The sequence below is a fragment of the Paracoccus onubensis genome, from assembly GCF_003591515.1.
In the GTDB taxonomy this organism is placed as follows: domain Bacteria; phylum Pseudomonadota; class Alphaproteobacteria; order Rhodobacterales; family Rhodobacteraceae; genus Paracoccus; species Paracoccus onubensis.
In genome coordinates this window covers 135,307-156,282 of the sequence record NZ_QZCG01000006.1, presented here as the reverse complement: position 1 = coordinate 156,282, position 20,976 = coordinate 135,307, and the positions used below count along the sequence as shown (strand labels likewise).

Sequence of the window (20,976 nt, the reverse complement as noted above, 5' to 3'; positions counted from 1 at the left end):
GGGGGCGGAATCTTCGGGCCTGTTTTCTGCGGTGATAGCGGGCTTGCAGGCTTCAAATCCGTCCACCTCATTCATTTGTGTCATTTTCAATTCCGGCCTCTACGCCTAAAACAATAGCACATGCGGGATAAGGAGGGGCGACATGGCGGTGGGGGTTTTCGATTCGGGACTTGGCGGGCTGACGGTTCATCAGGCCATCGCCGCGAAACTGCCCGATCTGCCGCTGGTCTATCTGGGCGACAACGCCCATACGCCCTACGGAGTGCGGACCGCTGACGACATTTTCAACCTGACCTGTGCGGGCGTCGAGCGTCTGTGGCAGGAAGGCTGCGATCTGGTCATCCTCGCCTGCAATACCGCCAGCGCTGCCGCCCTTCGCCGCATGCAGGAGACATGGCTGCCTGCGGACAAGCGGGTGCTGGGGGTCTTCGTGCCCATGATCGAGGCCCTGACAGAGCGCGGCTGGGGCGACAATTCGCCGCCGCGCGAAGTCCGGGTCAAGCATGTGGCGCTGTTCGCCACGCCTGCGACGGTGGCAAGCCGGGCCTTTCAGCGGGAACTGGCCTTCCGTGCCGTCGGTGTCGATGTCGAGGCACAACCATGTGCCGGAATCGTCGACGCGATCGAACAGGGCGACGAGATTCTGGCCGAGGCGCTGGTCGCCAGCCATGTCGAGGCGCTTCTGCGCCGCATGCCTCAGCCCGAAGCCGCAATCCTTGGCTGCACCCATTATCCGCTGGTGGAACCGGTCTTTCGCCGCGCTTTGGGGCCTGATGTCGCGGTTTACAGCCAGCCGGGGCTGGTCGCGGACAGCCTGGCCGATTATCTGGAGCGCAGGCCGGAATTTCTGGGCGAGGGAACCGTGTCGCGGTTTCTGACCACCGGCGATCCCGAGCGTGTATCCGGCAAGGCAGTTCAGTTCCTGCGTTGCCCGATCCGCTTCGAATCCGCCTGCAAAGAGCCAGCATGAGGGGCGCAATATGGCCGGTTTGAAATCGCTGAAGAAGCGCCGCCGGATTCAGATCCTGCTGGCCGCAGCCGCCGCCCTTGCGGTCTCTGCGGTTCTGATCGGCTATGGTTTCCGCGACGGGATCAATCTTTACCGCTCTCCCACGCAGGTCAGCGAAAGCGCGGTTTCGCCGGATGAATATTTCCAGCTTGGCGGATTGGTAAAGGAAGGCTCGGTGGTGAATGGCGACGGCGTGGCCTTTGAATTCGTGATCACCGATGGTCTGGTGGAAATTCCGGTCAGCTATGTCGGCAATGATCCCCGGCCAGATCTGTTCAGCGAAGGGCAGGGCACGATCGCCAAGGGATATTATCGCGACGGCCGCTTCGAGGCGCGGGATCTGCTGGCCAAACATGACGAGACCTATATGCCGCGCGAAGTGGTCGATACGCTGAAGGCAAGCGGCGTTTATCAGGAGCCGGAAAGCTGAGCCCGCTTCGCCGTTACTTCCAGCGCCGTTACTTCCAGCGCCGGTGAACCCAGAACCATTGCTCCATATGACGGCGCACCAGCGCCTCTAGATCGTCATTCAGGGCCTGCATCATCACTGCGGGCTCGTCATGGTCGACCGGCTCTCCGACATGGACGCGGAATGACAGCCCGTCCGGCTGGCGGATGCCATGCACCGGCAGGATCAACGCGTTGTAACGGATCGCCAGTTCGGCCGGGGTCAGGACGGTCCTGCTGGGCAGGTCGAAAAACTGCAATTCGGGCGCATGCCGGTCGAACTGGTCATATCCCAATGCCAGCCAGCCGCCCCCTTTCAGAAAGCGAAGCATCGCCGCAAGTCCCGCGCGTCCGCGTGGGAAAAGCGGCTCGGCAATGGCGGTGATTGCGGGAATGTAATGGCGGTTGAAGGCCTCGTTGTTCATGGGCCTGTACAGCGCCCCCACGGGCCAGCCCCGCGCCGACAGCGCAGTGCGCATGGCGTCGTAATTGCCGAAATGCGCGCAGGCGATGATGACGGGGCGCCCGGATGCGAAAGCGGCCTCCAGCTCGAGCAGGCCCGGCCCCTCCAGCGGGTCGGATGAACGGATCCGGTCGGTGAATTCATGTCCCGAGTAGATTTCGGCGACAGACCGGCCGGCATTGTTCGGCACCGCGCGGACCACCGCCTCGACCTCGTCGCGGGTCAGATCGGGGCGGGCCAACGCCAGATTGTCGCGGATCCGCCGTCGCCATCCGGCCACCGGGGCCAGAAGATTCGAAAACAGCCAGCCCAGCGCCGGAATGCGCCGTTCATAGGGCAACAGTCTCGCGACGCTCATCACAGCCACGAAAGCCGCATTTGCCAGCCGGTCGCCTAGCGGAAGTTTCTCACCGTCGCTCATTAATCCTTTCGCGCCCCACGATATTCGCGCGACCATACATAAAGACCTGCGCCAACGATAATCGCTGCGCCGGTGATGGTCCAGCGATCGGGGAACTGTCCAAAGAACAGGATGCCCCATAATCCGGCCCAGATCAGCCCGGTATATCCGAACGGTGCCAGCACGCCCGCTTCGCCGGTCGAGAAGGCCCGGACCAGAAGCCATTGGCTCAGCGTGCCGAAAAATGCCAGCAGCAGGACGATCCACCAATGCGCCGGATCGATGGGCTGCCAGACGAAGGGCACGAATAACGTGGTGACAGCCGTTCCGAACGCCGCCGACCACATGACCGAGGTTTCCACGGAATCGCTTCGCACCATCCGCGTCAGCAGCGCCCCCGCCGCAAAGGTGAAGGTGCCGGCAAGCGGCAGCAGGGCAGCGGGCTGGAAGACGCCGAGACCGGGGCGGATGATGATCAACGCACCGATCATCGCGGCAGCGATCCCGGCCAGCCGGCGAGGGCCGATCTTCTCACCCAGAAACAGCGCGGCTCCCAGCGTGATCAGCACCGGGTTCATATCCATGATCGCGGTGGCTTCGGCCAGCCCGATGAATTGCAGCGATGTGAAGAACAGCCCCACCGAAGCAAGTTGCGACAGGGCTCTCCCGACCTGCAAACCTGGTTGTTTCGTCCTTAACAGCCCGAACATCCGTCCGCGGAAGATCGCGGCGAAGATCAGCAGATTGCCGGTAAAGCGCACCCAGATCACCTGTCCCGGGTGATAATGCTGCGTCAGGAATTTCGCGGTCGCATCCATCAGCGTAAAGCCCAGGATCGCGGCAAGCAGTAGCAGGATTGCCGAGGCGTTGCTGTCACGGACCGGCCGCAGCCCGTCCCGCTCGCGCCCCATCAAGGCGAATGCCCGCGCCAGCACCTGCATCAGAACGCCATGCAAACAGCCGAGCAAATGCCCGGCTGCTTCTTCCTCATGAAAATATCCCCGCCGGAGGCAAGAATCTTTTTCACAACAGTGACCTGACGCGCTCGGTCACGGCCTCTGCGGTAATCCCGAACTCCTTGTAAAGCGCCGGCGCCGGAGCCGAGGCGCCAAAGCCCTCCATCCCGACGAATGCCGATTTCGCCTCATTGCCCCGCTCGCCCAGCAGCAGCCATTCCCAGGGTTGGCGGATGGCGGCCTCGATGGCGACGCGCACGGTATTGCCGGGCAGGACCTCTGCACGATATTCCCGGGATTGCGCGCGGAACAGCTCCATCGAGGGAACCGAGACGACGCGCGTCGGCGTGCCCTCCGCCTCGAGCGTCTCGCGTGCGGCGACCGCAATCTCGACTTCCGAGCCGGTTGCCATCAGCACCACAGCGGGTTTGCCGCCACTGGCTTCGCGCAGGATATAGGCGCCCCTGCGGGACAGGTTCTCATCGGAATGGCTGGTCCGGAGCGTCGGCAGGCCCTGTCGCGACAGGGCCATGACGGAAGGCGTGTCGTTCTCGGACAGGGCGATTTCCCAGGCTTCCGCCGTCTCGACCTGATCGCAGGGGCGCAGCGTCAGCGTATTCGGCGTGGCGCGGCAGATCGCCAGATGCTCGACCGGCTGATGGGTCGGCCCGTCCTCGCCCAGACCGATGGAGTCATGGGTCATCACATAGACGACCGGCAGCCCCATCAGTGCCGAAAGCCGCATCGCGCCGCGCGCGTAATCGGTGAAGGTCAGGAAGGTGCCGCCATAGGGCCGGAAGCCGCCATGCAGCCAGATCCCGTTCATCGCGGCCGCCATGCCATGTTCGCGGATACCGTAATGGATATAACGGCCCGTGCGGTTCTCGGGGCTGAATACGCCCATCTCGGGAGTCAGGGTATTGTTCGAACCGGTCAGATCGGCCGAACCGCCGAAATTCTCGGCCATCAGCGGGTTAAGCGCGGCCAGAACATTCTCGCTGGCCTTCCGGGTGGCGAGCTTGGGCTGTTCCTCTGACGTCTGCTGTTTCACCATCGCGACGGTTTTCGCCAGTTCCGGATGCGCATCATTGCTGATACGGCGAGCAAATTCGTCGCGGCTATCGGCGCTCAGCACATCCACCCGCGATTGCCATTCCTTGCGGGGAGTTTCGCCACGCGCGCCGATCTCATGCCAGCTTTGCACGATATCCTCGGGAATTTCGAATGGCGTCGTGTGGTTCCAGCCGTAACCCTTGCGGGTGGCGGCGATTTCGTCCGCACCCAGGGGAGAACCATGCGCTTTCGACGAATCCGCCTTGTTCGGCGCGCCGAAACCAATGATCGTCTTGCAGGAGACCAGAACCGGGCGGCCGTCTTCTTTTGCGGCTTCGGTCAGGGCGCGGTCGATATCCGCCGCGTCATGGCCATCGCATTCCAGCACCCGCCAGCCCGCAGCGGCAAAGCGCGCCATCTGGTCGGTCTTGTCCGACAGGCTGACGCGCCCGTCGATGGTGATGTCGTTATTGTCCCAAAGAACGATCAGACGGCCCAGCTGCTGATTTCCGGCCAGACCCACGGCTTCATGGCTGATCCCTTCCATCAGGCAGCCGTCGCCGGCGATGACCCATGTCCGGTGATCGCAAAGATCTGCGCCGAATTCCGCCCGCATCGCCTCTTCGGCGATGGCCATGCCCACGGCGGTCGAGATGCCTTGCCCAAGCGGACCGGTGGTCGTCTCGATTCCTTCGGCATGGCCGTATTCCGGATGGCCTGCGGTAATCGAGCCAAGCTGCCGGAAATTCTTGATCTGACCGATCGTCATCTGCTTGTAACCGGTCAGGTGCAGCAATGCGTAAAGCAACATCGAGCCATGCCCTGCGGACAGGACGAAACGGTCGCGGTCGAACCAGTTCGGCGCCGAGGCGTCGAATTTCAGATGTTTGCGGAACAGGACCGTGGCCACATCGGCCATGCCCATCGGCATGCCGGGATGGCCGGAATTGGCGGCCTCGACGGCATCCATCGCCAGAATGCGGATTGCGCTGGCCAGTTTCCAGTGATCGGGGTCGGCATTGCGGCGGGTTTCAATATCCATGACGTTCCCTTGGGTCAGAATGGGTTCGGGCACTTGTTAGGGTTAACGTGTTCCGGTTGCAAGGCGGCAGGTCCTCGTTCTCATGCTGCGGTGTCATTGCCCCGGGCCGCATTGGTGATAAGCTGCTCCAGCATGGTTTCGAACCGTTCAGCCTCGGGTCCCAGTTCGGCATGAAGCCTGGCTTGAAATGCATCCGCGATTTCTCCCAGCCGCTGCATCAGGTCCTGTCCCTTCGGTGTCAGCTCGAGCGAGATGAGGCGACGGTCCTGCATATGTCCGGATTTGCGAAGATGTCCGGCTTGTTCCAGCCGGGCGGCGGCCCGGCTGACAATGGATTTGTCGAGATTCACCCGGGCGTGAATGTCGCGTATACTGACCTGTCCTTCATTGGCCAGATGCGCCATGACCCGCCATTCGGGGATCGACAGTCCGGTCTCTTCCTGATGCAGGGCGGCGAAGCGGCGGCTGATCAGAGTGGCGGCGACGTTCAGTCGATAAGGCAGGAATTCATCCAGCATGAATGGCATCACGGTCTCCTTTGCCCGCAGAACAGCAAAGAGCGGTTGCGGTTGCAACGGGAATATGAGGCGCAGCCGCAGTTGAAACCCGGTTATCCTTGCCGTGACAGCTCACCGCTCCAGGACCAGCAGATCGCCTTCGAAACTGATACGGGCGAAGCGCTTCAGATAAGACATGCCCAGAAGCGAGTCGCTTAGCGCACCGTCATTGACCGATGCGCGAATATCGGAATCGGTGATACCGCCGATCCGGAACTCCCTGATCGTGACCGGAGCGGTCCGCACCAATCCGTTCGCGGTGCTGGCCCGGTCCCGGTAGTCCAGACGGTCGGGATCGATGCCGATCTTGCGGGTGTCTTCGCGGGTCAGCACCATCATCGTCGCGCCCGTGTCGATCATGAATTCTATCGGCTCACCATTCGCTTCGGCGGTCAGGTAGAAATGGCCGTCCGGACTGGCCGGTATCTCGATTCGCCCGCCTTCCAGAAAGCGCGGCTCGCTTTGCCGGTCGAACCAGAGATTGGCGGCAAAGGCCACCCCGGCGAAGATGACCACCCAAAGCGCAAGCTGCCGGATGGCCTGTCCCCCGCGCCCCGAGAATTCCACGATCAACGCGCCGCCAAGCAGCACCAGAAGCGTGACGGAATAGGCGATGCTGCCCCAGTCATCGGCGAACATCAGAACAACCCCGAACCTTGCAGCCCGTCGATCACGAACTGGATCGACAGGGCGGCCAGCAACATTCCCAGCAATCGCGTGACCACCATCGTACCGGTTCGTCCCAGCGCGCGGGCCAGCGGTGTCGCAAGGTGAAACAGCGCCAATGCGATGACCAGCACCGCCAGCATGGTCAGATGAACCATCACGACATGCAGGACGCCGGACTCCTGTCCGACCAGCAGGATCATGGTCGCCAGCGAACCGGGACCGGCCAGCAGTGGCGTCGCCAGCGGAAAGACCGACGGGTCGTTTTCGGCATCCTCGTCCTTGCCCTGACCTTCGCGCCTTGCGGTCCGGCGTTCGAACAGCATGTCAAGCGCGGTCAGAAACAGGAGTATGCCACCCGCGATGCGGAATGCGGAAAGTGATATACCGATGCCATTCAGGATCGCCTGACCCGCCAACCCGAACAATGTCAGCAGGATCGCCGAGATCACCACGGCCCGCCGCCCGATTCGCGCGCGGTCCGACGCGGACATTCCCGGGGTGAGCGCGATGAAGACCGGCGTCAGCCCCACCGGGTCGATGACCACGAAAAGCGTGACGAAAGCGGTGATGTAAAGCGAAATCTCCATGCTTCCTTATTACCGCTATGCCAATCCCTGCCAAGTAGGACCGATCACGCAATCGGGCTTTGCAATCCCCGGACAGAGTCCCTAAATGTGGCACGCGGGCGTCAGGCCCCGCACAAGGGAGATCGCAATGCTGAACAATATCGGCCTTCCCGGCCTTCTTCTGATCGCTGTCGTGGTGCTGGTTCTGTTCGGGCGCGGCAAGATTTCGTCGCTGATGGGCGAGGTCGGCAAGGGCATCACCGCCTTCAAGAAAGGCGTGAAGGACGGCACCGAAGAGATCGAGAAAGCCGCCGATGACGGTAGTCATGACGGGCAGGGCATGCCGGGTGAGCGTGCCAAGGACGTGACGCCCGATCACAGCGACAACCGTAGCTGAGGCGAAGGACGCGGCGATGCTGGACGTCGGCTGGAGTGAGCTTTTGCTGATCGGGGTCGTTGCCCTGATCGTGGTCGGCCCCAAGGATCTGCCGCATCTGTTCCATGCGCTGGGACGCTTTACCGCCCGCGCACGCAGCATGGCGCGTGAGTTTTCCTCGGCGATGGAAGAGGCCGCCAAGAGTTCCGGCATCGATGAGGCGACGGATTCGATCAAGGATCTCAAATCACTGACATCGAAGAAATCGCTGGGTCTGGATGCTTTGGACCGCGTGGCGGACCGGTTCGAGAAATGGGAGCCCAATCGCCCGGATAACAGGATTCGCCGGGATCCCGATGCGCCTCCGCCCCCTGCGCAAAGCGGTCGGGACGAGGTGGCGCCGGATAAACCCGAACCAGACAAGATCACGTCAAGGCCGGCAAATGAAGCGTCCGGCGGCACGGCAGACACCGGCAAGCGACGCCTTCATGCGGTGCGCCGGTCGGATACGAAAGACGACTGAATTGGCCACGAACCCGCAGAATGACGAAGACGAGATCGACGACAGCTCGGCCCCGCTGATCGAGCATCTGGCCGAATTGCGGACCCGGATCATCTGGTCGCTTCTGGCCTTCGTTATCATGATGGTGCTGTGCTACACCGTCTGGCAACCGATCTATAATTTCCTGACCCAGCCGATCTGCCATGCTCTGGCCGGTCGCGGACAGGATTGCCAATTGCAGATCATCAAATTGCAAGAGGGTTTCTTTACCGCCATCAATATCTCGTTCTTTGGCGGTTTCGCCTTGGCATTCCCGATCATCGGCTATCAATTATGGCGCTTCGTCGCCCCCGGTCTGTATCGTAGCGAAAAGGGCGCTTTCCTGCCGTTTCTGATCGCTTCGCCGGTGATGTTCGCGATCGGAGCCTCATTCGCCTATTACGTCATTCTGCCGATGGCCTATGATTTCTTCCTTGGCTTTCAGCAGGGGCCGCTGGTCGCCACTTCCGAAGAGGCGACGGAAACCCGGCAACTCGCGGGAATCGCGTTTCAGGGCTCGATGCAGGAATATCTTAACCTGACATTGAAATTCCTGATGGCTTTCGGTCTCAGTTTCCAGCTTCCGGTGCTGCTGACGCTGATGGGCAAGGCCGGGCTGGTTTCCAGTGAAGGGTTGGGCGCGGTGCGCAGATACGCCGTTGTCGCCATTCTGGTTCTTGCCGCGATCGCCACTCCGCCGGATGTCGTCTCGCAGGTCGTGCTGTTCTCGGTGATCTACGGGCTCTACGAGGTCTCGATCCAGCTTGTCCGACGGATCGAGAAGCGGCGCGAGGCCGACTTGAAGGCACAGGGGCTGTGGGTCGAGGATGAGGAATGAAGGATATGAACGACACGGCGCTTGAGCGTATCGCCGCCGCATTGGAACGACTGGCGCCGGTGCCGCATCCCGCGCCGCGCTTTACGGAAGCTGCCGCCTATGTCTGGCATCCCGACCCGGACCGCCTTGAACCGGTCGAGACGGTCAACCGCGTCGATCTGGTGCAATTGATCGGCATCGACCGGGCCAAGGACATCCTGCTGGCGAATACGATGCAATTCGCCCGGGGCTATGGCGCGAATAACGCGCTGCTCTGGGGTGCGCGCGGCATGGGGAAATCCTCGCTGGTCAAGGCGGTTCATGCCGAGGCCGTCGCGCAGGGTCTGCCGCTGGTACTGGTGGAAATCGCCCGCGAGGATCTGGGATCGGTCGGGCGGCTTCTGGCCATTCTGGGCAACGCGAAGGACCGGCGCTTCCTGCTGTTCTCGGATGATCTGTCTTTCAGCCATGATGATACGCAATACAAATCGCTCAAGGCGGTACTGGATGGCGGGATCAGCGGGCGGCCTGCGAATGTGATCCTTTACGCGACCTCGAACCGCCGCCATCTGATGCCGCGCGACATGATCGACAATGAACGCTCGACCGCGATCCATCCGGGCGAGGCGGTCGAGGAAAAGGTGTCGCTGTCCGACCGGTTCGGCCTGTGGCTGGGTTTCCATCCCTGCTCGCAGGATGAATATCTTGCCATGGTGCAGGGCTATTGCGACGCTTATGATCTGCGGATCGAGGCCGAGGAATTGCGCGCCGAGGCAGTGGAATGGCAAGCGACGCGCGGCGGACGCTCGGGTCGGGTGGCGTGGCAGTTCTTTACCGATCTGGCCGGGCGGCATGGGGTCGCACTTTAATCCCGCCTGACGCATTTTGGCGTCCGTGCAGGCCGAACCACCTGGAAGCGTGGCAAATGTCTTGCGTCACCGACCTTGGCCGGGTTTCATATCCGCCATGACCCTGCGCAGCCCCACCCATATCCTGACCGGCACCCGCATTCGTGAACGCCGGCTTGCGCTGCGGCGAAGGCAGGCGGATATTGCCCGGGCCGCCGGTATTTCGCCCGCCTATCTGAACCTGATCGAGCATAACCGCCGCCCCGTGGGCGACAGGCTGGTCGCGCGGCTTGCCGAGGCGCTGGAGGTTCCGGCTGCTGAACTGACCGCTGGCCGCGAAGAGGCGCGGATCGCGGCACTGCGCGAAGCTGCGGCGCGGGCGCCCTCGACCGGCGAGCTTGCGCCCGAACTGGAGCAGGCAGCCGAGATTCTGGCGCGGTTTCCGGGCTGGTCCGCGACATTGATCGCCACGGCGCGGCGTTCCGATGCGCTTGAGCGGCAATTGATCAACCTGTCCGACCGGATGACGCAGGATCCCTATCTGCTGACCAATCTGCACGAGGTGCTTTCGGCCGTGACCTCCCTGCGCTCGACCGCCACGATTCTTGCGGAAGAGGGCGATGTGCCCGTGGAATGGCGGCATCGGTTCCACGCCAATCTGGCCGAGGACAGTCTGCGCCTGTCAACCACGGCGCAGGCTCTGGTGGCCTATCTGGACGGTTTCGAGACCGAAGGCGGCATTTTCACTCCGCAAGAGGAGGTCGAGGCATGGATGGCCGCAGGTGCGCCGCCGATCGACAAGGCTACCGATCTTGCCTCGGATGCCGCGCGTGCGCTGGCACGGGACCATCTGGCGCGGATGGAGGATGAGCGGGCGGCGCTGCCGGATGCGGCATTGGCTGCGGCGTCGGAAGAAGGTGATCCGCTGCGGATCGCCACGCGGATGCGGGCGCCGCTCGATCTGGTGATGCGGCGGCTGGCGGCGCTGCGTCCGCCGGGTTTCGAAGAGGCGGGACTGTTGGTCTGCGACGGCTCGGGGACGTTGACCTTGCGCCGTCCCGCGCCGGGCTTTCCGCTGCCGCGCCCCGGCGATGCCTGTCCGCTATGGCCGCTTTATCAGGCACTGGCAGCGCCACAGACCGCGATCAGTGCACAGGTGGAGACGCCGCAACAGCACCGGTTCAGCACCATCAGCTATGCCACCCGCAGTCAACCCGAGGGCGCGTTCGGGCCGGTTCTGACCCGGGCGCAGATGCTGATTCTGCCTGTCGAGAAAGCTGCGAATGGGCCTGCTCCGGTGATCCGGATCGGCGCGTCTTGCCGGATCTGTCCGCGCATCGAATGCCCGGCCCGGCGCGAGCCGTCTATTCTTTCTCCGGCTCCGGCGGTGCAGGGGCCGTGATCCGGACCTTTATATGCCTGGGATATCGGTCGCGCCGGAAACTGGTTTTTGACAGAGGGCTCGGTTACTGCAAACTAGGCGGAACAGCCGAAGGAGGAGGCGGCGCTTACCCGATGACACCCGACATCCTGATGATCGAGGACGAGCCGAACATCGCCGAGGCCGTGCGCTTTATCCTGACGCGCGAGGGATGGAGCCTGGAGCTTCATGACGATGGATGGGGCGGGATGGCGGCGATCAGAAACCTGCGCCCGCGTCTGGTGATACTCGACCTCATGCTGCCGAACCGTTCCGGCGCCGAGATCCTGTCGGAATTGCGGGCCGAAAGCGACCGGTCGCTGGCCGAAACGCCGGTTCTGATGCTGACCGCCCGCGGCCAACCGGCAGAGTCCGCGGCACAGGCCGACGCGGTGATGCTGAAACCCTTCGCGAATGACATGCTATGCGAACAAGTCAGGCGGATGCTGGAATGAGCGCGATCCGGAGCAATCATGCCTGAACGTCCACTTTTTCTCGAACGCGCCTCGTTCAGGCGCAGGCGGCTGGGAGATGCGGCGCGGGTTTTGCCGGTGCTGGCGGCGATTGCCATGCTGTTGCCGGTCTGGTGGCTGCCAAAGGCGTTCAGCTTTGCCACCGGGATGCTTGCGCTGTTCGGCTTCTGGGCGGTGCTGATCCTGTCTGTCAGGCTGTTGCACCGCGCTTTGATCCGTGCCGATGCCGCGGCACTTGCGGAAACCGCCGTGCTGGGCGATGCGCCCGGGACGGATGATGCAACCGTCAGGAATGACCGCGATGCCCTTTGAGGCGTTGGTCGCAGGATGCCTTGCCTATGTGGCGCTGCTGTTCGGCGTGGCCTTTGCGGCCGATCGGGCAGCGCAGCGCGGCCATGTCCGCTGGCTCGATCATCCGGCGGTCTATACGCTGTCACTGTCGGTCTATTGTTCGGCCTGGACCTTTTACGGCGCGGTCGGATATGCCAGCCGTTCGGGTCTGGAATTCGCGACCATCTATATCGGCCCGACCATCGTGTTTACCGGCGCCTGGTGGGGGCTGCGCAGGCTGGTGCGGGTGGCGCGGATGCATCATGTCACATCCATCGCCGATCTGATTTCGGCCCGTTTCGGAAAATCGAACCCGCTGGCCGCCCTGATCACCCTGATCGCCGTCATTGCCGCTACGCCCTATATTGCGCTGCAACTGCAATCCGTCAGCCTGTCATTCGAAGTGTTCGCCACGCAATCCCCGAACGCGCCGAAGATAGGTGGAGGAACTGCCTTGTGGGTGGCTGCGGGACTTGCGCTGTTTGCGATCCTGTTCGGCACCCGCAATCTGGACGCGGATGAGCGGCATCATGGTGTCGTGACCGCCATCGCGCTTGAAGCGGTGGTCAAGCTGGTGGCATTTCTCGCGCTTGGAGTATTCGTGGTCTGGGGGCTTGCAGATGGTCCCGGCGATATCGTCTCGCGGATCTCATCGGCTGCCGCCGATCCATCGCGGGAAGGCTGGATATTGCGTCCGGATCGCTGGACCGCCCTGAATATCGTCTCGGCTGCGGCGGTGTTGACGCTTCCAAGGATGTTTCAGGTCATGGTCGTAGAGGCCGCCGATGAAGAGCGTCTGCATGTCGCCGGATGGGCTTTCCCCGCCTATCTCTTCGCGATGTCGCTTTTCGTGCTTCCTATCGCCGTGGTCGGGGCCGAGATATTGCCCGCAGACGCCAATCCGGATCTGTATATGCTGACCTTGCCGCAGGCATCCGGACAGAATTTTCTGGCATTGCTGGTCTTTCTTGGCGGGTTCTCGGCTGCGACCTCGATGGTGGTGGTCAGCGCGATTGCATTGGCGACGATGATCTCGAACCACTGGCTGACGCCGCTTTGGCTGTTTTTGCGCCGCCGTCCGGCGGGTGATGATCCCGAGGATCTGCGCGGATTCGTGTTGAACGCGCGAAGGCTTGCCATCGTGGCCGTGGCAGGCGCCGGCTGGGTCTATCATCAGGCCTCGGGCGGAGCGACGGCCCTGGCGGCCATGGGGCTGGTCGCCTTTACCGGTATGGCACAGGTCCTGCCTGCAATGCTGGGCGGGCTGTTGTGGCGCGGCGCGAACCGGATGGGTGCATATGCGGGGGTCGGTATCGGGTTTGCTCTTTGGCTTGCATTGATATTCCTGCCCTCGATCGGCGTCGGTTCCGCGCTGTCCCCGGGGCCGGAGGTGGACCCTTTGACTTTTGCGATCTTTCTATCGCTTGCCTGTAATACTTTGGCATTCATCAGTCTTTCGATCTTCGGCTTTCCCGACCCTGTCGAAAGGCTGCAAGGGTTGTCATTCGTCAATACTGTTCAGCCGTTCAGCCATTCCCGGCAGACACGTGCCGATGACCGCGCCGAACCGCTTCTGGCGATGGCGCGCAGGGTCTGGGGCGCGGATGCCGCCCTGCATTATTTCCGCTCCCGCGCGGCGGCGCAGGGAAAATCAGGCTATCTGCCCGATCTGACGCCCGGCTTCCTGACCGGGCTTGAACGGCGTCTTGCCGGCTCGGTCGGGGCGGCAACGGCGCATGCGATGATCGAAAGAGTGGCTGGCGGGATGTCTCTGACCGTCTCGGATCTGATGGAGGTCGCAGACGAGGCCCAGCGCGCCAAGGAAGAGGCGCAGCGGTTGGAGACCGCCAGCGCGGAACTTGAACGGATCGCAAGGCAATTGCGTGAGGCGAATGACAAGCTGACGGCGCTTTCCGTGCAGAAGGATGCCTTTCTGGGGCAGATCAGCCATGAATTGCGCACGCCGATGACCTCGGTCAGGGCATTTTCGGAAATCCTGAGCACGCCCGATCTTTCCGATGCGGAGCGCATGCGATTTGCCGGGATCATCCATAACGAGGCGGAACGGCTGACACGGCTTCTGGACGATCTGCTGGATCTTTCGGTTCTTGAAAGCGGCAATGCGCAGATTGCCGTTTCGGGGGCCAACCTGCATGATCTGATCAGCCGGGCGCTTTCGGCCACGTCGGCGATCCGGCCCGAGCGGATCTTTACGATCGATCGCGATATTCCGTCCGAACATCAAGGGGTTATCACTGATTCCGACCGGTTGCTGCAGGTGCTGATCAATGTGATCGGCAATGCCCGGAAATATTGCGATGCCGAACGGCCCGAACTGAAGATCCGGGTTGACCGGCGCAAAAAGAATGGACCGCAGATCGATATCAGCGATAACGGCTCGGGGATCGATATTGCCCGTCAGTCGCTGATTTTCGAGAAATTCGCGCGGCTGAACGAGCCTTCGCGGGCAGGCGGGGCAGGTCTGGGGCTTGCGATCTGCCGTGAAATCATGACCGCCTTGGGCGGGGATATCAGCTATCTGCCGGGGCAGGGCGGCGCGGCGTTCCGCATTACCTTGCCGAAAAGGCCGCCCGCGATGGCTCGAACAAATAAATCCTAACCTTTTCTTAGTCCTTTGCTGCCAGAAATGAGCTGTAAAACGGTCGCTTCAGCGTGACGGTAAAGACGGAAACGGCATCATGGACGGGCAGGATCGCGAAAGCAGCGGGGGAATTTTACGACAGTTGCTGCTGGCCCGGAATCACAGCAAGGCAGCGCATGGGCGGGTTCCGCAATTGCCGCTATTGCCCGAACAAACGCCAGCTCAGGCCGCCGCCACGGCAATCGAACGCACGGCCGAAACGCTTTATCACCTGCCCGTCCAGACGGAATCTGTCACATTGAACGGTGTTTCTCTGGCCGAAATCCCGGAACTGCTGCCCGACGGCGCCTTGCTGATGATCCTGCAAGGCAAGGGTGAGGAAACCGGGGTTATGGCGCTGTGCAGGGAAGCCGTCGCCGCGCTGATCGAAATGCAGACCTGCGTCCGTGTCACTGCCCGCCCCGTCCCAAATCGGCGACTGACCCGAGGCGATGCGTTGATGTGCGCGGAGTTTGCCAATTCGCTGCTTGCCGAACTCGCCACCGAACTGGGCGGGCTGGACGGCTATTCGGACTGGGGTGATTTCCGCTATGCAACCTTCCTTGACGATCCCCGGCCACTTCAGCTGATTCTTGATGACGGGCTTTTCCGCAGTCTGACCTGCCGACTGGCCTTTGGGCAGGATCAGGTCAGGCAATCGACGATTTTTCTTGCGCTGCCTCGTGCCGCATCGCAGCCGGTCGCTCCCTCCGATCCCGAACCGGTCGCGCAGCCGCGCTCTGAGCCTGCGCCGCAAGCTTTGGCCGGCGGCGGCGATTCCGTATCATCTGCCGATCTCGCCGCCAGCGTGCGGGATGTGCCGGTTGATCTTTTTGCGATGCTTTGCCGCCGCAAGATCACGTTGGGGGAACTGCGCTCTCTGACGGAAGGGGCGATCATCAGCCTTCCTCGTGTCACGCTGTCGGATGTGACCTTGGAACTGACGTCGGGGGAGGTATTGGCCGGCGGCAAGCTGGGCGAGGCAGAAGGTTATCACGCCATCCGTCTGCATGATCCGGCGGCGTTGGTGGATGATATGACTGGATCTCCGTCCATCCTTCCCGGGGATGAATCTGCTTCCGGACTCATGCCCGAGGCGATCAGTGCCGCATTGCCGGTGGACCTGGATTCTCCGAATATCTTCCTTGCGGATGCCGGCGAAGATCATGATCTTGATATAACGGGGATCGCCCCGGTGAATGCCGGTTGAAACGGATAAGTTTACCCTCTCTGTCCTTGCGACCAGAATGTGACGCATTGTCCGATGCGGTTTCGGATGAAATCACGTTGCCGAGGGTGACCATATAAGCTTTGTCCGGAAGGACGGGCGATGGGAATAAACTGCCCCGAATCCTGTTTTGCAGGTCGCAGAGCGCTTTTTCCTTGAATTTCTCGCTTATTGGACGCATCTAACGCTGGCCCCGAATCTTGCGGGGTGCTCAATACGGAGTGATCATGGCCAAGGAAGAAATGCTCGAATTCCCCGGCGTCGTGAAGGAACTCCTGCCTAATGCGACGTTCAAGGTCGAGCTGGAAAACGGCCATGAGATCATTGCGCATATGGCGGGCAAGATGCGGAAGAACCGCATCCGTGTTCTGGCCGGCGACCGGGTTCAGGTGGAAATGAACACCTATGACCTGACCAAGGGGCGGATCAATTACCGCTTCAAGTAAAGCTGTGCCGCCGCGGTTCATCCTTGGATCTTCCAGTCCGCGACGGTTGGAATTGCTGGCTCAGATCGGGTTCTCCCCGGATGACGTGCGGCCGGCGGATATAGATGAAACGCCCGTGGCGGGGGAATTGCCCCGTGATTACGTTGCGCGCATGGCGCGCGAAAAGGCCGAGGCGTTGTCTCTGGCCGAAGGCGAAGCCGCGTTGACCGCTGATACGACCGTTGCTGTCGGCAGACGGATCCTGGGCAAACCCGCCGACCGGGACGAAGCGGCGGCCTTCATGCGTCTGATGTCGGGCCGCAGGCATCGCGTCCTGACCGCCGTTGCCCTTCGATATGGCGGATATACAAGATTGCGACAGGTTCAGACATTGGTGCGGATGCGGCCTATCGACGAAGCCGCGCTTGAACGCTATCTCGATTTCGGGGACTGGCAGGGCAAAGCGGGCGCCTATGCGATTCAGGGTGCCGCAGCCGGATTCATCCCGTGGATTCAGGGATCGTTCTCGGCAGTTGTTGGTCTGCCGCTCTCCGAGACGGCGGCAATGCTGGCTGCCATCGGTATTCACGGAGGCACAAGATGAAGGGCCGGCAAATCGTGCTGGGGCATTTTCAGGATAATGAAGCTGCCGCATTGATGCAGGACGGACGGCTGATCGACCTGTTTCTTGACCCCTGTCCGCAGGTGACGCTTGCGCCGGGGATGATTTGCCGCGGCGTGACCGAGCGTCTGATGAAGGGGCAGGGCGGCGCGTTCGTCCGTTTACCCGATGGGCAAAGAGGCTATCTGCGCGACAGATCCGGGCTGGGCGAAGGGAAATCGGTTCTGGTCCAGATCGGCGGCGTTGCCGAGGAGGGTAAGGCCATTCCCCTGTCCACGCGGTTGATGTTCCGGGGGCGCTACGGCCTGGTGACGCCTGCCGCACCCGGCATCAATATCTCTCGCCGTATTCTTGACAGCAATCTGCGCGAGGAACTGCTTTTACAAGGGCAGGCGCTATTGGGCGAGCGTACCCACGGGTTGATTATCCGCAGCGCTTCCGCCCGCGCCGGGGACGAAGATATCGCCGCAGATCTTGTTCCGTTGATCGAACTGGCCGACCGGATTACCGCCGAAACCGATGGACCTCCAGAGGTCTTGCTGGAGGCTGCCTCGCCATGGGAACAAGCCTGGACGGAATGGGCCGATCCCGAACCCGATGCCATCGAAGAAGGCGCGGACAGTTTTGACCGCTGCGGCGTGAGCGATGCGATCGATGCGCTTTTATCCGCGCATGTTCATCTGCCATTGGGCGCGCATGCGGTGGTCGAGCCGACCCATGCTCTGATCGCGATTGATGTGAATACCGGCAGCGATACGAGCCCTGCGGCGGCGCTCAAGGCCAATATCGCTTTGGCGCGTGACCTTCCCCGTCAGCTCAGGTTGCGCGGTCTTGGCGGACAGGTGGTGGTGGATTTCGCCCCCGTTCCCAAACGCGACCGCGCAGTGCTTGATCAGGTGCTGCGGGCGGCCTTCAAGGGGGATGGAACCGAAACGACCCTGATCGGTTGGACCAAGATGGGACTGTATGAAATCAGCCGCAAGCGCGATCGGCCGCCCCTGATCCGGCTTATCGGGAGGGGCTGATGGCTTGTCCGATCTGCTCCAAGGACAGCACCCCGAGATACCGCCCGTTCTGTTCGAAACGATGCGCGGATGTCGATCTGGCGCGCTGGCTGAGGGGTGAGTATACCATTCCCGGTCCGCCTTTGGATGACGTGCCTTCCGGCGATGACGAGAAGGGGTGATTTTTCTGCCGTTGGGGGCTGGACAGTTCCGTTCCGCGCCCGTAAACACCGCGTCACGCCCGCCGTCGGACAGGACGCGCAGCGGCCCGGATAGCTCAGTTGGTAGAGCAGCGGATTGAAAATCCGCGTGTCGGTGGTTCGAATCCGCCTCCGGGCACCATTCAAATTCCTTAAAAATGATCGATATTTGCTATGCGTCGCGAAGGCCGGTTCGCTGGCATGTTTCCGGGGCGCATGACCACCACGCGGGGCCGCAGGATCAGGCCGATCTTCCCGCCATTTTGTCATCCGGTCAGCGGTGGCTGACAAGCGCCGGCTGCATGCCGCAGAAGATATTAAGTCTTGCAATCGTCCCATGATTCGGGGTCTTTGGTTAACCGAAGATGGTCGATGTCGTTAGCGTGATGCGGGAGGTTCCGGGTGGCGTGAGCGGGTCGACCCGGAAGCAGTGAATTATCCGGCGAAGGAGGCTGGAAAATGAACGCACCTTTCAAGCAAAACCAGCGTACTGGCCGTTTGATAACAGTACTTGGAGCTGACGAACTCGTTTTGTTGCGCTTCAATGGCACGGATCGTCTCAACGATCTGTTCGAATATCAGATCGAGGCATTGTCCGCCCGTGACGATCTGGATTTCGACGCCCTGATCGGTACCCATGCCACGGTCGAGATCGAAGCCCATGACAGCATGCGGCCCTTTGACGGGATCGTGACAAAGGCCAGATGGGTCGGTGTGGGCGAGAATGGTCATCGATACGATCTGACCTTGCGGCCGTGGCTGTGGCTGGCAGGCAAACGACGCAACCAGCGGATTTTCCACAACAAGACCGTGGACCAGATCCTTCAGGACCTGTTCATGGATTATGTGGTCGCGGGGGATGCCGCCTTCGAGCTCAAACTGTCCGAAGTCTATCCGGTGCTGGAATATACGGTGCAATACCGGGAAAGCGATCTGGATTTTGCGCGCCGTCAGATGGAGCGTCACGGGATCAGTTTTCATTTCCGTCATGAAGCTGGCAATCACGTCCTTGTGCTGACCGATGACGTGATTACGCATGAAAATATCGGGTCGCGGGAATTCAAGCGCTATGACGGGCATCATCATGGCCAGGGCGAGCATTTCTGGGAATGGTCGCCCGAGCGAAACCTGACCACCGGGGCGGTCAGGCTGATCGATTACAATTTCAAATCCCCGACGGCGACGATGGAATCCGATCATCTCGGGGATGCCAAATATGCATTCGGCCAGCTTGAAAGCTATGAGTATCCCGGCGATTTCGCGGATCAGGATCAAGGCAAGGCGGTTGCTCGGCTGCGGACCAGGCAGGAACGCGGTGGCGACTGGCGCAACCGTGCGGTGGGCGATTGCGTCAGCCTTGGCTCGGGTATGGTGCTTGAACTCACCGGCGAGCCGATCCCGGGCTCAAGCGAACGCTATCTGTGTCTGAGCGCCTCGCATAATTTCGTCAGCGAAGCCTATGGTTCGGGCGATGCGGGCAGTGACGGTTATGCCTTTACCGGCTCTTACACGCTGATGCCGGATACCGCTCCGATGGCTCCTCCGCGGCAGACTCCGGTGCCGATCGTACAGGGTCCGCAGACTGCGGTCGTGGTCGGAGACGGTGAGATCGATTGCGATGATTTCGGCCGTATTCTGGTTCAGTTCCACTGGGATCTGGAAGGCGCGCGGTCGATGCGGTGCCGCGTGGCGCAGAACTGGGCCGGAAACGGGCTTGGTGGCGTCGTCATTCCGCGCATCGGCATGGAGGTCGTGGTCGATTTCATCGATGGCAGCCCCGATAAGCCGATCGTTACCGGCTGCGTGGTGAATGGCAAGAATGGCAATATCTACGGCCTGCCCGGCAGCAAGACAAAAAGCGGCTTCAAGACCAAGACCCATGAAGGATCGGGTTTCAACGAACTCAGCTTCGAGGATGCCAATGGCGCCGAGCAGATCTTCATGCATGCCCAGAAGGATCTGTCGCGGATCGTCAAGGATAACGAATCCACCGTGGTCGAAGGCGGAAACCGCAGCATCAATGTGCAGGCCGGTGACGAGTTCAAATCGGTCGATAGCGGCAACCTTGCCGAGATCGTTGCATTGACCCGTTCGGTACAGGCCAATGTCGTCAGTGAAACCGCCGTGGCGGGCAAGGGCGGTCCGGGTGTGATTTCCTATTCTGCGGATGATGATATTGCGATGACGGCGAAGAAACTCGTCTCGGTCAATTCCGACAAGGACATGCAGCATATCGCGACGCTCAACATGGCTCTGGATGCGAAGGATATTGCTGCCGGTGCGAAGGAAACCATCACGATGAAGGCCGAAACCAGCATCACGCTTCAGGTCGGCGGCGGCACCATCTCGATGACACAGGAGGGGATCGTGCTGGATTTCAACGGTACCCGGGTGACCCTGGCGGAAGGGGTATTGGATCAGGTCTCGGGGATGATTCATCTCAACAAGGATTCGGCGGGCTGAATGTATCGCATCAACGAGGGCAGCATCGATCTGCCGAAAGACTGGCAGGACCGGACGATCAACGTTCTTGCATCGAATGCCGCAGGATCCGGCGTATCGCTGACAATCACCCGTGACGATATGCCATGGGGAATGGATTTCGGCGAATATGTCGAGGATCAGTCCAAGCAGGCCGCGACCGCGCTCAAGAATTTCGAGGTGCTGGATCGGCGTGAAGTTACCGTGAATAAGGCAGCGGCGATTGAATTGGAGTGCCGCTGGACCTCCAGACAGGGGCGCGTTCACCAGCTGATCACGACTGTGCAGGGCGCGGCGCGGCAGGTGATGGTGCTGACCGCCTCGGCAAATGACATCATGAGCGATGGACAGAAGAAAGAATTGCGCCGCATCGTATCAACACTGAAGCTGGACAAGGCCGGAGGCTAG

23 protein-coding genes and 1 tRNA gene are annotated in these 20,976 nt (G+C 61.5%); 18 read left to right on the top strand and 6 right to left on the bottom strand.

Annotated elements, in window-relative coordinates:
• The first annotated feature begins 142 nt into the window (after positions 1-142).
• Positions 143-970, top strand: a complete 828-nt coding sequence (locus D3P04_RS10250; protein WP_119748513.1) for a glutamate racemase — start codon at positions 143-145, stop codon at positions 968-970.
• 10 nt (positions 971-980) lie between these two features.
• Positions 981-1,439, top strand: a complete 459-nt coding sequence (gene ccmE, locus D3P04_RS10245) for a cytochrome c maturation protein CcmE (protein WP_119748511.1) — start codon at positions 981-983, stop codon at positions 1,437-1,439.
• A gap of 28 nt (positions 1,440-1,467) precedes the next feature.
• Here the strand turns inward: ccmE and D3P04_RS10240 are convergent, their stop codons facing one another.
• From D3P04_RS10240 to D3P04_RS10215, 6 genes are all read right to left on the bottom strand, one after another.
• Positions 1,468-2,340 carry a lysophospholipid acyltransferase family protein gene (locus D3P04_RS10240; RefSeq protein ID WP_119748509.1) on the bottom strand — a complete coding sequence of 291 codons (873 nt, stop codon included), beginning with the start codon at positions 2,338-2,340 and terminating at the stop codon, positions 1,468-1,470.
• Entirely contained in the window at positions 2,340-3,287 is a 948-nt protein-coding gene (locus D3P04_RS10235; protein WP_232844959.1) for a DMT family transporter, read from the bottom strand. The genes D3P04_RS10240 and D3P04_RS10235 overlap by 1 nt, the downstream gene beginning before the upstream one ends.
• 55 nt (positions 3,288-3,342) lie before the next feature.
• The gene (gene tkt, locus D3P04_RS10230; RefSeq protein ID WP_119748507.1) at positions 3,343-5,370 is read right to left on the bottom strand and encodes a transketolase; all 2,028 of its coding nucleotides are present in this window, start codon (positions 5,368-5,370) and stop codon (positions 3,343-3,345) included.
• An 80-nt stretch (positions 5,371-5,450) separates the two neighbouring features.
• Positions 5,451-5,897: a MarR family winged helix-turn-helix transcriptional regulator gene (locus tag D3P04_RS10225; RefSeq protein ID WP_119748505.1), complete on the bottom strand. Its 447-nt coding sequence runs from the start codon at positions 5,895-5,897 to the stop codon at positions 5,451-5,453.
• 102 nt (positions 5,898-5,999) lie between these two features.
• On the bottom strand, positions 6,000-6,566 hold the full coding sequence (locus tag D3P04_RS10220; protein ID WP_119748503.1) for a retropepsin-like aspartic protease family protein: 567 nt from the start codon (positions 6,564-6,566) through the stop codon (positions 6,000-6,002).
• Positions 6,566-7,183 (bottom strand): MarC family protein, encoded by a 618-nt coding sequence (locus D3P04_RS10215; protein ID WP_119748501.1) that lies wholly within the window; start codon positions 7,181-7,183, stop codon positions 6,566-6,568. Before D3P04_RS10215 ends, D3P04_RS10220 begins: the two co-directional genes overlap by 1 nt.
• A gap of 127 nt (positions 7,184-7,310) precedes the next feature.
• On the opposite strand from D3P04_RS10215, the gene D3P04_RS10210 reads away from it, so the two are divergent.
• The 16 genes from D3P04_RS10210 (at position 7,311) to D3P04_RS10130 (ending at position 20,976) form a co-directional block, all read left to right on the top strand.
• Complete coding sequence (locus D3P04_RS10210) at positions 7,311-7,559, top strand: twin-arginine translocase TatA/TatE family subunit (RefSeq protein WP_119748499.1); 249 nt, start codon at positions 7,311-7,313, stop codon at positions 7,557-7,559.
• 16 nt (positions 7,560-7,575) lie between these two features.
• The gene (gene tatB / locus D3P04_RS10205) at positions 7,576-8,061 is read left to right on the top strand and encodes a Sec-independent protein translocase protein TatB (RefSeq protein ID WP_119748497.1); all 486 of its coding nucleotides are present in this window, start codon (positions 7,576-7,578) and stop codon (positions 8,059-8,061) included.
• Position 8,062: 1 nt separating this feature from the next.
• Positions 8,063-8,917 carry a twin-arginine translocase subunit TatC gene (gene tatC / locus D3P04_RS10200; protein ID WP_232844958.1) on the top strand — a complete coding sequence of 285 codons (855 nt, stop codon included), beginning with the start codon at positions 8,063-8,065 and terminating at the stop codon, positions 8,915-8,917.
• Positions 8,918-8,922: 5 nt separating this feature from the next.
• Positions 8,923-9,765 (top strand): ATP-binding protein, encoded by an 843-nt coding sequence (locus D3P04_RS10195; protein WP_119748726.1) that lies wholly within the window; start codon positions 8,923-8,925, stop codon positions 9,763-9,765.
• 97 nt (positions 9,766-9,862) lie between these two features.
• The gene (locus tag D3P04_RS10190) at positions 9,863-11,146 is read left to right on the top strand and encodes a short-chain fatty acyl-CoA regulator family protein (protein ID WP_119748493.1); all 1,284 of its coding nucleotides are present in this window, start codon (positions 9,863-9,865) and stop codon (positions 11,144-11,146) included.
• A gap of 113 nt (positions 11,147-11,259) precedes the next feature.
• Positions 11,260-11,619, top strand: coding sequence for a response regulator transcription factor (locus D3P04_RS10185; RefSeq protein WP_119748491.1), 360 nt, complete (start codon positions 11,260-11,262; stop codon positions 11,617-11,619).
• Positions 11,620-11,637: 18 nt separating this feature from the next.
• Positions 11,638-11,949 carry a hypothetical protein gene (locus D3P04_RS10180; RefSeq protein WP_119748489.1) on the top strand — a complete coding sequence of 104 codons (312 nt, stop codon included), beginning with the start codon at positions 11,638-11,640 and terminating at the stop codon, positions 11,947-11,949.
• A complete protein-coding gene (locus tag D3P04_RS10175; RefSeq protein ID WP_119748487.1) occupies positions 11,939-14,587 on the top strand; it encodes an ATP-binding protein in 2,649 nt (882 codons plus the stop codon). Before D3P04_RS10180 ends, D3P04_RS10175 begins: the two co-directional genes overlap by 11 nt.
• 79 nt (positions 14,588-14,666) lie before the next feature.
• Positions 14,667-15,818, top strand: coding sequence for a FliM/FliN family flagellar motor switch protein (locus D3P04_RS10170; RefSeq protein WP_119748486.1), 1,152 nt, complete (start codon positions 14,667-14,669; stop codon positions 15,816-15,818).
• 245 nt (positions 15,819-16,063) lie between these two features.
• The gene (infA, locus tag D3P04_RS10165; RefSeq protein ID WP_055212580.1) at positions 16,064-16,282 is read left to right on the top strand and encodes a translation initiation factor IF-1; all 219 of its coding nucleotides are present in this window, start codon (positions 16,064-16,066) and stop codon (positions 16,280-16,282) included.
• Positions 16,266-16,865, top strand: coding sequence for a Maf family protein (locus D3P04_RS10160; RefSeq protein ID WP_408634371.1), 600 nt, complete (start codon positions 16,266-16,268; stop codon positions 16,863-16,865). The genes infA and D3P04_RS10160 overlap by 17 nt, the downstream gene beginning before the upstream one ends.
• The gene (locus D3P04_RS10155; protein ID WP_119748482.1) at positions 16,862-17,908 is read left to right on the top strand and encodes a ribonuclease E/G; all 1,047 of its coding nucleotides are present in this window, start codon (positions 16,862-16,864) and stop codon (positions 17,906-17,908) included. Before D3P04_RS10160 ends, D3P04_RS10155 begins: the two co-directional genes overlap by 4 nt.
• Complete coding sequence (locus D3P04_RS10150; protein ID WP_119748480.1) at positions 17,908-18,069, top strand: DNA gyrase inhibitor YacG; 162 nt, start codon at positions 17,908-17,910, stop codon at positions 18,067-18,069. Before D3P04_RS10155 ends, D3P04_RS10150 begins: the two co-directional genes overlap by 1 nt.
• Positions 18,070-18,153: 84 nt before the next feature.
• A tRNA-Phe gene (locus tag D3P04_RS10145) sits at positions 18,154-18,229 on the top strand.
• Between the two features lie 317 nt (positions 18,230-18,546).
• A complete protein-coding gene (locus D3P04_RS10135) occupies positions 18,547-20,550 on the top strand; it encodes a type VI secretion system Vgr family protein (protein WP_119748476.1) in 2,004 nt (667 codons plus the stop codon).
• Positions 20,551-20,976 carry a DcrB-related protein gene (locus D3P04_RS10130; protein WP_119748474.1) on the top strand — a complete coding sequence of 142 codons (426 nt, stop codon included), beginning with the start codon at positions 20,551-20,553 and terminating at the stop codon, positions 20,974-20,976.

What these genes read in the sequence shown, in the direction of transcription:
- D3P04_RS10215 (WP_119748501.1), bottom strand. Translation starts at nt 7,183, where the DNA reads ATGGAGATTTCGCTTTACATCACCGCTTTCGTCACGCTTTTCGTGGTC.
- D3P04_RS10135 (WP_119748476.1), top strand. Translation starts at nt 18,547, where the DNA reads ATGAACGCACCTTTCAAGCAAAACCAGCGTACTGGCCGTTTGATAACA.
- D3P04_RS10170 (WP_119748486.1), top strand. Translation starts at nt 14,667, where the DNA reads ATGGACGGGCAGGATCGCGAAAGCAGCGGGGGAATTTTACGACAGTTG.
- D3P04_RS10210 (WP_119748499.1), top strand. Translation starts at nt 7,311, where the DNA reads ATGCTGAACAATATCGGCCTTCCCGGCCTTCTTCTGATCGCTGTCGTG.
- D3P04_RS10190 (WP_119748493.1), top strand. Translation starts at nt 9,863, where the DNA reads ATGACCCTGCGCAGCCCCACCCATATCCTGACCGGCACCCGCATTCGT.
- D3P04_RS10150 (WP_119748480.1), top strand. Translation starts at nt 17,908, where the DNA reads ATGGCTTGTCCGATCTGCTCCAAGGACAGCACCCCGAGATACCGCCCG.
- D3P04_RS10195 (WP_119748726.1), top strand. Translation starts at nt 8,923, where the DNA reads ATGAACGACACGGCGCTTGAGCGTATCGCCGCCGCATTGGAACGACTG.
- tatB (WP_119748497.1), top strand. Translation starts at nt 7,576, where the DNA reads ATGCTGGACGTCGGCTGGAGTGAGCTTTTGCTGATCGGGGTCGTTGCC.
- D3P04_RS10225 (WP_119748505.1), bottom strand. Translation starts at nt 5,897, where the DNA reads ATGCCATTCATGCTGGATGAATTCCTGCCTTATCGACTGAACGTCGCC.
- D3P04_RS10185 (WP_119748491.1), top strand. Translation starts at nt 11,260, where the DNA reads ATGACACCCGACATCCTGATGATCGAGGACGAGCCGAACATCGCCGAG.
- D3P04_RS10130 (WP_119748474.1), top strand. Translation starts at nt 20,551, where the DNA reads ATGTATCGCATCAACGAGGGCAGCATCGATCTGCCGAAAGACTGGCAG.
- ccmE (WP_119748511.1), top strand. Translation starts at nt 981, where the DNA reads ATGGCCGGTTTGAAATCGCTGAAGAAGCGCCGCCGGATTCAGATCCTG.
- D3P04_RS10220 (WP_119748503.1), bottom strand. Translation starts at nt 6,566, where the DNA reads ATGTTCGCCGATGACTGGGGCAGCATCGCCTATTCCGTCACGCTTCTG.
- infA (WP_055212580.1), top strand. Translation starts at nt 16,064, where the DNA reads ATGGCCAAGGAAGAAATGCTCGAATTCCCCGGCGTCGTGAAGGAACTC.
- D3P04_RS10175 (WP_119748487.1), top strand. Translation starts at nt 11,939, where the DNA reads ATGCCCTTTGAGGCGTTGGTCGCAGGATGCCTTGCCTATGTGGCGCTG.
- D3P04_RS10155 (WP_119748482.1), top strand. Translation starts at nt 16,862, where the DNA reads ATGAAGGGCCGGCAAATCGTGCTGGGGCATTTTCAGGATAATGAAGCT.
- D3P04_RS10250 (WP_119748513.1), top strand. Translation starts at nt 143, where the DNA reads ATGGCGGTGGGGGTTTTCGATTCGGGACTTGGCGGGCTGACGGTTCAT.
- D3P04_RS10240 (WP_119748509.1), bottom strand. Translation starts at nt 2,340, where the DNA reads ATGAGCGACGGTGAGAAACTTCCGCTAGGCGACCGGCTGGCAAATGCG.
- D3P04_RS10180 (WP_119748489.1), top strand. Translation starts at nt 11,638, where the DNA reads ATGCCTGAACGTCCACTTTTTCTCGAACGCGCCTCGTTCAGGCGCAGG.
- tkt (WP_119748507.1), bottom strand. Translation starts at nt 5,370, where the DNA reads ATGGATATTGAAACCCGCCGCAATGCCGACCCCGATCACTGGAAACTG.